15 protein-coding genes are annotated in these 11,238 nt (G+C 31.0%); all 15 read right to left on the reverse strand.

The features are described 5' to 3' along the window. On the reverse strand, nt 1-540 hold a 540-nt coding region (locus PF569_00300; protein ID MDA3854667.1), incomplete at its 3' end, for a hypothetical protein. 56 nt (nt 541-596) lie between these two features. Next, complete coding sequence (locus tag PF569_00305; protein ID MDA3854668.1) at nt 597-1,238, reverse strand: hypothetical protein; 642 nt, start codon at nt 1,236-1,238, stop codon at nt 597-599. 81 nt (nt 1,239-1,319) lie between these two features. Further along, complete coding sequence (locus PF569_00310) at nt 1,320-1,781, reverse strand: 4Fe-4S cluster-binding domain-containing protein (GenBank protein ID MDA3854669.1); 462 nt, start codon at nt 1,779-1,781, stop codon at nt 1,320-1,322. Between the two features lie 187 nt (nt 1,782-1,968). Beyond that, nucleotides 1,969-4,770: a hypothetical protein gene (locus PF569_00315; GenBank protein MDA3854670.1), complete on the reverse strand. Its 2,802-nt coding sequence runs from the start codon at nt 4,768-4,770 to the stop codon at nt 1,969-1,971. A gap of 7 nt (nt 4,771-4,777) precedes the next feature. Further along, complete coding sequence (locus tag PF569_00320; GenBank protein ID MDA3854671.1) at nt 4,778-5,008, reverse strand: glutaredoxin domain-containing protein; 231 nt, start codon at nt 5,006-5,008, stop codon at nt 4,778-4,780. Between the two features lie 102 nt (nt 5,009-5,110). Next, complete coding sequence (locus PF569_00325; protein ID MDA3854672.1) at nt 5,111-5,614, reverse strand: hypothetical protein; 504 nt, start codon at nt 5,612-5,614, stop codon at nt 5,111-5,113. 3 nt (nt 5,615-5,617) lie between these two features. Continuing rightward, the gene (locus tag PF569_00330; protein ID MDA3854673.1) at nt 5,618-5,866 is read right to left on the reverse strand and encodes a hypothetical protein; all 249 of its coding nucleotides are present in this window, start codon (nt 5,864-5,866) and stop codon (nt 5,618-5,620) included. 89 nt (nt 5,867-5,955) lie between these two features. Then, complete coding sequence (locus PF569_00335) at nt 5,956-7,278, reverse strand: hypothetical protein (protein MDA3854674.1); 1,323 nt, start codon at nt 7,276-7,278, stop codon at nt 5,956-5,958. A 110-nt stretch (nt 7,279-7,388) separates the two neighbouring features. Continuing rightward, nucleotides 7,389-7,850, reverse strand: coding sequence for a hypothetical protein (locus PF569_00340; protein MDA3854675.1), 462 nt, complete (start codon nt 7,848-7,850; stop codon nt 7,389-7,391). An 11-nt stretch (nt 7,851-7,861) separates the two neighbouring features. Continuing rightward, the gene (locus PF569_00345) at nt 7,862-8,044 is read right to left on the reverse strand and encodes a hypothetical protein (protein ID MDA3854676.1); all 183 of its coding nucleotides are present in this window, start codon (nt 8,042-8,044) and stop codon (nt 7,862-7,864) included. A gap of 14 nt (nt 8,045-8,058) precedes the next feature. Continuing rightward, entirely contained in the window at nt 8,059-8,751 is a 693-nt protein-coding gene (locus PF569_00350; protein ID MDA3854677.1) for an FkbM family methyltransferase, read from the reverse strand. 60 nt (nt 8,752-8,811) lie between these two features. Beyond that, nucleotides 8,812-10,161 carry an AAA family ATPase gene (locus PF569_00355; GenBank protein ID MDA3854678.1) on the reverse strand — a complete coding sequence of 450 codons (1,350 nt, stop codon included), beginning with the start codon at nt 10,159-10,161 and terminating at the stop codon, nt 8,812-8,814. Further along, nucleotides 10,154-10,417, reverse strand: a complete 264-nt coding sequence (locus tag PF569_00360) for a hypothetical protein (GenBank protein ID MDA3854679.1) — start codon at nt 10,415-10,417, stop codon at nt 10,154-10,156. The genes PF569_00355 and PF569_00360 overlap by 8 nt, the downstream gene beginning before the upstream one ends. Nucleotides 10,418-10,670: 253 nt before the next feature. Then, the gene (locus PF569_00365) at nt 10,671-10,883 is read right to left on the reverse strand and encodes a hypothetical protein (GenBank protein MDA3854680.1); all 213 of its coding nucleotides are present in this window, start codon (nt 10,881-10,883) and stop codon (nt 10,671-10,673) included. 135 nt (nt 10,884-11,018) lie between these two features. Beyond that, nucleotides 11,019-11,238, reverse strand: a 220-nt coding sequence (locus tag PF569_00370; protein ID MDA3854681.1) for a hypothetical protein, incomplete at its 5' end; no start/stop codon positions are given.

Below are 11,238 nucleotides of genomic sequence, written 5' to 3' on the forward strand. Positions count from 1 at the left end.
ATTATATTCAATTACTACATTTTCAAGTAAAAATGGTCTCCCATTAACTCTTGAATAGAATACGCCTGCCTTCCCACCTACAAACTCTCCAAGAGGTATTTCTTCATGGTATCCTATATCAGTATTTATATTAGTTCCTATTAAGAAAGCTTCTTTTCCACCTCTAGGAATAAATAGAATAGAATCTTGATGTAAGTGGTTTTCTGCTCCAAAATCATCATCTTCTCCTAGGTTCATTAAGTCTTTTCTTAAAGAGCCTCTATCATTACTATCCACTACGAAAAAAGACTCTTCTTTACCTTCTTTTTCAGATATATCTACTCCTGCTTCTGGATAATAACCTTTTACGGATGTTACATCATAACCTAGTTTAAAAAGCTTGCTAAGTAATAGCTTGTTTCTGTTTTGCTTCTCTTTTCTAGAAAACTCTATAGTCTTTTCCTTATCTTTGTAGGTTCTATAGGCAGTTATCCCCCCACAATCATGTTTTTGTACATGTTGATAGACTCTTGATAGTCCAGATTCTTTTATATTTTCCATAGTATTCTCCTTCATATAATTTAATTATATATTATGCTTTGTATTTTGTCTATAGTTTAATCTACTATACTCATATATCTGTTACCTATTTCTTCTAGTTCGGAGTGTTCAAAGTCCTCTATACCATCAAGAAATCCATCAAGTCCTAGTAGCTTAAGTGCTTTCTTAGCGTTTACTTCTTGTATCTTATACCACTTACTATTTTTCCAAGCATTTATTATCTCATCAGTTCTACCATAAGCCTCTTTTTCCCAAGGACTATTTCTATAAGCTTCTGAGTCTAGTCCATCTGTAGTATTTTCTGAGTAATTTATTCCCTCCCAAGAAACGGTATTACTATCAGAAATAATCATTTGATCTTCTAATATTTGCTTAACATGAGTTAGAGCATTATCTATGTTAAACTTAGGATTCTTACCTAGATTCATTGTAAAGTTTAGTGTATCAACAGTTTTTTGATCTAATGATACATAACCAAGCATTTTCTTAGAAGGTGTTCTCTTTACTTTCATGCTAGTGACTTGTTTATTAGTTAAGTAACCTAACATAAAATCTATAGCTTCACTTATATATTCTTTGGAGTAATCAGTAAAAGTTTTACCAACAAACTTTATATCTTTGTTAGGCTCTCTAATTCTAATATTAGTACCAGCTTTTATTATTTGACCTTTTATAAGGTGGTCTTTTGTTAGCTCCATACTATAATAGTACTTTTATTATTGTGTGTTATACTATACATTTTAGTCTATTTTACCATTTTTGTATAGTATAGCATACATTTATCTTAATTTATGTATAACTTGATTGTTACTAGCTAAAAATACACCATATTGCTCTTCAGCTTCTGGTAGGTCTTTTTCATACTTACCTGTTTTTATAAAGTCTACATATCCACATTCTAGTAGATTTTCTGATATTTCATCTAACTCAAAATGTGTATACAACCATAAGGGTTTACTCTCAAAGGTTTCTTTTAGTGCTTTACATAAATTTATTAAATCAAAAACAGGTTGGTCTAAAGGCTCTCCTCCTAATATACAAATATGATCAAATGTAAAATCTTTTACTGTGTATAGATGGTCTATTAAGTCACACAATATTAGCTCAGATCCACTATTAAAATCCCATGTATGATCACTATGGCATCCTTCACAATACCCTTTACAGCCTGAGAGGTATATATTTAAACTTATTCCTGATGTTTCATTTAATGATGACTCTTTTATATTATATATGTTCATATTCTAGTAATTCCCCTTTGTAAATAAAAAGTATCTTGCTACTCATAGCAAGATACTTAGATAGAAATTAAACCGATACTTTAACTCTGCTATCGGACTCAGCTTTTCTACCAATGTTAAAGTTTGTTGTAGGCGCTATGTAGCCTACAACCTTAGTAAATGATGTTGTTCTAACTTTTATCACTACTTATTCTCCTTCTTGAGTAGTAATTATCATACCACCCATTTTTTTAATATAATCCAACTCTTCTTCTGTATGATCAAAAGGGCAAAAATCATATTCTTTATCTAGTCTTCCATGTATAGGACATACTGTAATTGTGGGTGATAAAGAAAAATAAGGTATTGTGTAATTTTCACAAGCTTTCCTAATTAAGCCCTTTCCCTTTTCCTTTGTTAGTTTTCCTTCTGTATAAATATGAAAGACAGTTCCACTTGTATATTTAGACTGTAATGAATCTTGGTGATCTAATACAGAAAATAGATTACTATTTATTTCATGATTTTGTGGTACTTGTGTAGAATTAGTATAGTAAGGCTCTGAATCTAAGTCATTACTAGCTAAACTAATATCATCACCAAAAAGCTCTCTGTCATATCTAGCTAATTTATAGCCAGCACCCTCACCGGGACTTGCTTCAAGATTAAATAGTAGTCCTTTAGAATATCCATACTTTTCAGTATAGTAGTCCCCATACTCCACTTGGTATTCTTTTAACTTCTCTAACATAAAATCTAATATAAACTCTGAATAGTCTTTAGCTTCCTTATCTAGTATACTTTCATGTCCTAAGTTTTGCATGGCCTCATTCATTCCTATTAGACCTATTGTGTTAAAGTGATTAGAATAATCTCCTAAATAAGCTTTGGTATAAGGAAATAATCCTAATGCAAAGTTCTCCTCATTCAAATCTCTCTTTATTACTAGAGATTTAGCTCCTTTATCCATAGAGTAAGAAATTAGAAACTCAAACCTTTCTCTAACAGTCATAAGAGACTTAAACTTGTTTAAAAATCTCTTAGGATAGTCTTTCAATAATTCTACAACATTCTCTACTAGTGGGTTTTGTGCTATATATGATAACCTTCCCATATTTAAAGTTACAACTCCTACAGATCCTGTCAGTTCTCCTGCTCCAAATAACCCACCCCCATTATTAACAAGCTCTTTTTTATCTAATCGGAGTCTACAGTTATGAGTAACTAATCCATTACTAAGTGTAAATCTACTATCAACATTGTCTACTTCAAAGCAGTACAGCTCTTTACTTAAAGATTGCACTTCCTCTATTTTAGTAATAGAAAAGTAATTAAAATTATCATCACTAGTATATAGACTACCATATTTATCTCTATTAGGATAGTCAATTCTATAATTAGGATTTGTTCCTAATCGTCCATCTCTTGTATCAATGTAATTAGAAAGTCCTTTTCTTCCTAAAGAGGCTAGTACAGTTTTTAGTCCATCTCTTAAATCTATAGAGGAGGTATATAACCTATTCTTATCTCTAGCCCCATCAGTAGCTCTAAATCCAGCCAATAAGCCTTCTTTAAACTCTATACTAGAATTAAATACATTTTTAGATAAGGACTTCGTTAAAGCATTATCATTTTCTATATATCTTTCTACTAGATCTCGTCCTCCTACACCGATATATATGCTTCTAACAGCTTTTTTTAATGTACTAGTTACACTACAACCTAGACCTTTCCACACCCTTGTTAATATTTCTTCAGTCTCATCATCTTTTTCTTTTTTGTCTAGAGAATACACTAAGCACTTCCTATCATAGCTTCCATCTCCTGCAAAAGCACCTACTACATAGCCAATGTCATAAGATCCTAAGTCACTACCTAATTCATCACTATTGTAAGGTAAAAACATACCTTCTTTTAATTCAGAAGCCATTAAGGTTTTATTATCTAAAGTGGGTTGTAAATGACTCTCTCCCATTTTAATTATATCACCATTAGACATAGTAAGTTTAAATACTTTAGTCATAGGAACTCTTACTGGCTCTGCTTTAGACCACTCTCCTTTATAGAATACCTCATACTCTGTATTATGTTGCTTCATGGTATTTACAATAGAAACAATACTTTTATTCATTATACCCTTACTAGTCTTTACTAAAACTTTAGTATCACCCGTTAAAGGACACATTGACCTCACATCATTTGGGTCAAGACTACTGTTAACAAAGTTAGAGAAATAAGGAATACCTGATTTTACAGTCATATCAAATAAGTAGTCTGATATTTCACTGTTCCAGTCAAAATCTTTAGTAATCGAATATGTAGGAATAGGAAATGAAAAAGGTTTCCCCATTCCATCTCCAGCACCCATCACCTCACAAAAAGCTTTATTAAACATATCAATTTCTTTTTGACATTCGCTATATGTATAATCTAATTCCTTACCACCCACTATTACGTTATCTGTCTTCATCTCTCCTAGTGGACTTAAATCTAAAGTTATGTTTGAAAACGGGGACTGTAATCCTGTTCGATATTTCTGAGATAATGCAAATATGAGTCTTTGTATTTGTTGTTTAACTTCTTTATATGTTAGTTTATCCTCTTTAATAAAAGGTGCTAAATAAATATCTAAAGAAGAATAGGCTTGTGCCCCACTAAACTCTTGAGTTAATAAAAAACAATGGTTTAAAATATGTTCTAGAGCTGTTCCTAAATGCTTGGCTGGCTCTGATGAGGGAAATCTAGTATCTACTTGTAGTCCTTTTAATAGAATATCCTTTGTTGACCACCCAGCACAGTAAGGCATACTGAAATTTCCTAGGTCATGAATATGCAGGAAATGATCCTTGTGTAGTTGACTAATGCTATTAGGCAACATATTTAAAGAGTGCTTTGCTATAGCTGTCTCTGCTAAAAGATTCTTTAATCCTCCAATAGAGAATATAGTATTTGAGTTTTCTTTTACTCTCCAGTCTGCTTGATCTCTGTATTCGTCTATATATTTATCCATCCTATCTTTACATCCCCTTACCTTTGATTATTGCTTCACTACCACTAAATATATCACTAGTATCAGACTCACTAATAGTCATTATAGGGAGTTCTGTAGTTTTAACCTCTCTAGCTATATCCATTATCTTTTCCATGTTGCTTTCAACTTCATATTCTATGTTTTTACTATCAAGTATCTTTTTTAACATTTGACATTTAGAACAGGTTGGAGTTGAATATACTGTTATTTTTTTCAAATTATCTCCTTTTATTTTATGATTTTTATTTATTGATTAGTGTTATAATAGTACTATTTTCATAGCGTTATTATTTATATTTGCCATCTTGTGACAGTTATTTTATCTCTTATCTCCACTACCTTGCAATGCATTTCTTTCTTGCCTACTTTTAAGTTTTTTAACATTAGCCTCTAATATATCTGATAGTGTTAGATCATATAATCTACATTCTTGCTTTATAGCGTCTAATAATTTCTCTAATAAATCATAGATATAGTTCGTATGTGCTATACTAATTTTCCAGTTGTTATCTCTTACTGATTTTTTTAAGTATTCTTGAGTCTTCCCAATTAGCATATAACCATCATCTTGTAGATCACCTATCCAGTCCATACCTCCAAGTGACTCCAGTTCAAGTCCTAGATGGTCACTTAGTACTGCAATATACCAGCAAATATCTCCTAATTCATATCCTAGTAACTCTTCTGAGGACTCTATAGATAAATGCTCTATGTATTCTGAGTACTCTCCTAATAGGCCTGTAGTGCAACAGAATAGTAGTTTCTCATTGCTATCAAATGTAATTGTTTTCTTTGCTTCAGTTATGTAATCTTTAAATGTCATTGTTTATTTTTCTCCTTTAATATTTTCTATAAAAATATCTACTGACTTTTTACAATTATCTAGTAGCTTACCCATCTCTTCTTTATTTTCAATACTCCAACCAGTTTCCGTTTTTAGTGTAAAGAAATACTCATCTTTTTTATCTATAAATAAAGATGCTTCTACTATAATGTCTAATACTTCGGTTTTCTCAGTTGACCCATTAGTGTTACCTTCTTGACATATTTTGAATGTTATTTCACTTATATCCATTTGATCTCCTTACTATTAGTATATAACAAAAAACCCTATTACATCAAGTGCAATAGGGTTTATTTTAAAAGTTATTTTAATTTTAGTTATTAGGTGTATTCCGCTGAGCAAAAAACACAGGTCTGAAAATCGACAGGGAAGTTCATCTTACAATCTGGTTTGTCACAAGGTTCTAGTGTGCAGCCCTCTACAAACTGTAAAGTTCCATCATCATTTACACCTATAATTTTTGCTAACTCCTCAGCTTTTAATTTACTAAGTCCCTTAAATTCCTCTGGATCTAGGTCTTTAGGATTGAATCCTTTTGCCTCCTCTTTAACACTAGTTCTAGAGCCTCGAGTAGTTCTAGTTGAAGTAGTACTCACCTTTTCTTCCGGAGTGTCACTAGACTTATCCTCAGATGTCTCAGAAGCTTTTTTAGTAGTAGGTTCAGTAGCTTTTTTCTCTTCTACTTCTTCACCTGATTCTCTCTTCTCAGCATCAGCTAAAGCTGTAAGCTCGTTGAAAAAATCTGTCCCATAGGTTTTGTCTACTGCTTTTATAAACTGACTCTTCTTAGATAAGAATAAACCAATTGAAGATGGCTTGTATAGATCCATAGAGTCAAAGTCATACATCTCATAGGACATTTCATTATCAGTATCATAATCCTCTATAATAGCATTAGCATAGTCCTCACCATACTTTTCACCAATATAAGGTTTTGCCATTTCAGCAAGCATTGTTTCATAATACTGCTTCTTCCCACCACTTATCTCTCTTGGCTTTTTAAACTTAATTGTTAGAAAGTCAAAGTCTACAACAGAACCAAGTTGCTTTTCAGCTTCTTGAAACATATCATCATACTGAGATACTTTAATTCCATAATCAGTTCTTACTCTATCATTCTCTTCATCAAGCTCATATTTATTAGTTAAAACTTTTGAGTGCTTATTCTCTCGACACCAATCATCCATTCTATCTACAACATTCATCAATAGGGTTTTAGATGGTCCCCAGCCTGAAGTCATAGTGTTTTCAATATCACCATTATGAGTAATATCTAATAAAAGCTCACAACCTTGATTGTCATATTTTCTAGACTTTGCTTCCTTATCATATTCGTATTTACCAACTTTCTTTACAATTTTGTAGATAGGATGTTTATACCATGCATCAAATCCCCTCTTAAATGGAAAGAACTTCCCTTCATCATCTTTTAAAAATGACTTATAGAAAAATCTATGGTCAGTACCTTCTTTAGGATCTAACTCTGAATTAAAGGTCATTGGTCTAAATAGTGTTGGTGTTCCTTTAGGTGCAGAACAATATTCTGGATGTACTTCTTTTGGATATGAAACTCCCTCTTTTGCTTCTCCTTCCTTTCTAGCTTTTAAAGATAATTCATATCTTTCCTTTCTTGTTAAACTCATTCTTTTCTTCCTTTCGCCTTTTCTTTAGCTTGTTTTTGCTTTCTTTCGGCTCTTTAATAAAAATATGTTAACTTATCAACGATAAGCTTATTAGTATAGTACTTATTATATTATAGCTTAATTCCTGTAGCTTGTTCAACCGCTTCATTAAAACACTTGTAAATTTCATTAGGTTCTAGCCTCTTTAGAAACTTTAGTTTATCAAAATTAGTTACAAACCAGTTACTTATTGCTTCCAAATTATTTGTTAGTATTTTAGTTTCTAGATCTGAATCCATAATAGTGTAGTTGGTAAACTTAGCAAAACACTCATAAGTTCCATATTTAGGATCTCTTGTTTCTAAAGTAATGTTTGAAACACCTACTAACATATTATCTTCAATAAGTTTGTTTATTTCTTTCTTCTTCTCCTCTAATTCTCTCACTTTAACCTGATATTCAGATTCTAATTTAGCTTTTAGTTGTTTTAGCTCTATCTCTTTTTCTTTGAGTTCAATATTTAAGTCCTCAAAAAGATTGAACTCTTCTATAGGAATTGTTATCTCCCCTTTGTTTACTCTAAATTTATTCATTTACTTCTCCTCTATTTATAGAATAACTCTTCTATATCTTTTACAAACTTACTCTGTACATCAATCATATTATTTTTTAATGTTTCGAGTGCTTTCTTACTACACTCATCAGTTGCTATTGACTTAGATATTCCTATCTCTATATTAAGATTATTTATGTGACTGTTTACAACATTTAAAAGACCTTTACTCATTTACTTATCCTTTTTTATTTATTATAGCAATAAACTATATTTACCCGAGCTTTCTTAGTCTCAGCTCTAGCTTCAACAACATCAAACATACCTCGTAGTATATTAAGAATTTCATTATACTTTTTATGCTCAGGAATATCATTTAAATGTGCATGGTGGAATTCCATAATAAACTCTCGTACACCTTCAAAATTATTTTCTAGCGATTTTAGACACTCATATTCTCCACCCTCAATATCCATTTTTACAATTGTAGGCTTAATACTTTCTAAAACCTTATTTATATTTTGACAACTGACGGTAATAGTATCTCTTCCTCTTTTTTTAATGAGAGAATGGGCTCCTTTGTTTCTCTTTACATTAATTGAAAAATCTCTAGTTTTATCATTATTTCCAATAACTGCATCATTATTTAGTTTATACCTTGTACTATCAGGAATATTCATTTCAACATTTTTGGTAGCTAGATAATAGTTTTCTTTATCAGGTTCAAAAGAATAAACTTTTTTAGCACCTTTTTTTAAAGCAAATGTTGTAAACATTCCTATATTTAAGCCAAAGTCAACTATGATATCATCCTCTCTTATATTAAGTTTATTATATTCTCCTTGCATTACTTCTCTCACTACGAAACTATCCGATGTTTCGGGTCTTACTAAGGCTTTTACACCTTTATGCTCATATAATTCTGTTATTAGTTTTTCCATTTTTCTCTCCCTTTACTCTTAGAATATTATATTAAGTTTATAGTTTTGTCAAGCTTACTTCTAAGCGTTTTCCTCTAAAAACTTTACCAAGTGTTCATTCTCAGGAAAATCTTTAGCTGTAACTTTTCTAGCTAAACCTACTCCTTCTAATTTTCTAACCCTTGATAAAGCTACATATGCTAATCCACTAGGTTTAAAATACTTGCTTAAGTCTATAAAAGCTCTATCTAGTGAAATTCCTTGAGACTTGTGTACTGAAATTGCACTTGCTTGTGTAATGGGGAATTGAAGTCTTCTTCCTATAGTCTTTTCAATTACGGAATTAGATTCTTTATCAAACTTATACTCTATTGACTTTTCTTCATATCTTTCTACTTTTATCTTTTCACCCTCTATCTCTATAAGTAAAGTATCATTATCTATCTGTTTTAGGAAGGTTCCTCTGCTTCCATTAAAATATTGCTTATCCTTATCATTACGAAGTGCCATAATTTGACATCCTTCTTTTAGATGTAGTGTATCAGGTATAAGACTCTTTAGTACTTTACCACTTGTTTCAGCGTTGAAGGTATATAATCTACCTTCTAAAGCATCGAGCCAAGATTTATTGACAGCATTAACAACTTTATTTGTACTTGACAAATATAAAAAGTCATCCTCTGCATAAAAGTCTTCTTCATTTACTACTCTAGTATTGATTAGATCTATATCTGATTGTGTAAAAGTGTAATCTCTTAACCTATCTAATGTATCACTAAAATCATTTTTACCCTGTCTATAGTTTTTCTTTAATTCTATAAACTTGAAGTTTCCTAGTTTGTATGCTGGTGAAGAAAAGAAAAATGGACAGCCTTCAAAGTTTTCTTTTAAGAAAGCTGGTTCATAACTTTTGTTATCTACGATAGGACTAGCTTGTGCTACATCACCTGTTAGTATAATAGAGCAACCACCAAAAGGTTTATATTCACACTCTTTAGCTTGCTTTAATATATGATCCACAGCAGAAATGTGATATGGCTTTGTCATACTGATTTCATCAATCACTAGTAAGTCTAGATTTTTTAATACAGCACCATTCCTTGATATAGCCTTCTGTGCTACTTCCATATACTCTGAGTGCTTACTAATAGCTTTAAGAGGTAGAGACATTAAACTGTGAAGTGTTACTCCTTGAATATTGGCTGAAGCTACACCTGTTGAGCCACAGACAGCCATATTACCAGTATAACAGGCTCTCAGTATATTTATGAAAGTACTCTTACCTTTACCAGCGTTCCCTGTTAGGAATACATTAGAGCCTGTTACAATTGTTTCTAGAGCTTTTTGAAACTCAGTGTTAACTTCAATTCCTTGTTTATCAGCCTCTATATAGAATCTTTCTTTAAAAGCTATTCTATCTTTTTCATTCATTTTTCATTTCCCCCTTCAAATAATTCTTAGCCAAATCTTCTACTAATCTACATACTAAAATATAGCCATAGTCTTTTTTAGTTATATGTGAATCACCTTCATTAAATAATAAGTTGATATCCAACATTACTTCTCTTTCTAGTATATCTTCTAGTAGAGCTATTATCAATAGTCCATCTGAATTATTATTGTAGTATTTTCTAGACTTAATAAGTTCATAACATTTAGTTTTTAATTCTTTAGCTTCAGTTTTCATTTATATCCATCATTTTATACCTTCTTCTCTATATAATACATAGAAAGGATCATCACCGTTATACTCTAGAATATAGCTTCCTAAATAACGTCTTATTCTTAGGTCCTCTTCCTCATATTGGCCATGCTTAAAAAAATCATATATTGATTTCATAGAATCTACAAAGTACCCTCTTGCTGAGTTATCTTCTTATAATAGTTTATTTAACATTTTAAAACTTCCCTTTATTTCATTCTAATACACATTGTAGTATTTAATCAATATCTACAATAAAGGAATTTGTCTTCTGTAGTTCCTTTAGGGTATATAAAACCACCCCTGTAGCTGAATCAAAATGCTTACTAGGTGTATCGAAGTCATCCTCAAAAAATATACTACAAGTATAATAATAAGTATCAGAAGGGTCTACTTCTCCTGCTACATAGTATATCTCATAACAATCATCTCTATTAGTAAAAATTGACACTCCTGAATCTTTATCTAGGCTTCTAACTATATCTATTATTTCATCTTTTGGTATTTCTCCTCTTTTCTTTAATTTTACTTGAACATAACTATCTTGTCAAGTCAATTCAGATTTCTTTATTTTCTTTATTTTTTCTTAGACAGCATATAGATTTCTATCATCTCCAACATCATCTTCTCCATCTCCTTTATTCCTTACTCTTTCTTGTTTACTATAGGTAACTAAATGAGAAGAGTAGTTAGTTAGTTTTGTTATATTATACTCTTCATTATTATTGTAATAAGTTACTTTATTACTGTTAGTATTGTTACTTTGTTTATAGTTATTAGTTATTTCTTTAGTATTAGTTAAGTTT

Source organism: Candidatus Woesearchaeota archaeon, assembly GCA_027858315.1.
GTDB lineage: Archaea > Nanobdellota > Nanobdellia > Woesearchaeales > UBA583 > UBA583.

What these genes read in the sequence shown, in the direction of transcription:
- PF569_00355 (MDA3854678.1), bottom strand. Translation starts at nt 10,161, where the DNA reads ATGAATGAAAAAGATAGAATAGCTTTTAAAGAAAGATTCTATATAGAG.
- PF569_00325 (MDA3854672.1), bottom strand. Translation starts at nt 5,614, where the DNA reads ATGACATTTAAAGATTACATAACTGAAGCAAAGAAAACAATTACATTT.
- PF569_00340 (MDA3854675.1), bottom strand. Translation starts at nt 7,850, where the DNA reads ATGAATAAATTTAGAGTAAACAAAGGGGAGATAACAATTCCTATAGAA.
- PF569_00330 (MDA3854673.1), bottom strand. Translation starts at nt 5,866, where the DNA reads ATGGATATAAGTGAAATAACATTCAAAATATGTCAAGAAGGTAACACT.
- PF569_00350 (MDA3854677.1), bottom strand. Translation starts at nt 8,751, where the DNA reads ATGGAAAAACTAATAACAGAATTATATGAGCATAAAGGTGTAAAAGCC.
- PF569_00345 (MDA3854676.1), bottom strand. Translation starts at nt 8,044, where the DNA reads ATGAGTAAAGGTCTTTTAAATGTTGTAAACAGTCACATAAATAATCTT.
- PF569_00335 (MDA3854674.1), bottom strand. Translation starts at nt 7,278, where the DNA reads ATGAGTTTAACAAGAAAGGAAAGATATGAATTATCTTTAAAAGCTAGA.
- PF569_00360 (MDA3854679.1), bottom strand. Translation starts at nt 10,417, where the DNA reads ATGAAAACTGAAGCTAAAGAATTAAAAACTAAATGTTATGAACTTATT.
- PF569_00310 (MDA3854669.1), bottom strand. Translation starts at nt 1,781, where the DNA reads ATGAACATATATAATATAAAAGAGTCATCATTAAATGAAACATCAGGA.
- PF569_00315 (MDA3854670.1), bottom strand. Translation starts at nt 4,770, where the DNA reads ATGGATAAATATATAGACGAATACAGAGATCAAGCAGACTGGAGAGTA.
- PF569_00305 (MDA3854668.1), bottom strand. Translation starts at nt 1,238, where the DNA reads ATGGAGCTAACAAAAGACCACCTTATAAAAGGTCAAATAATAAAAGCT.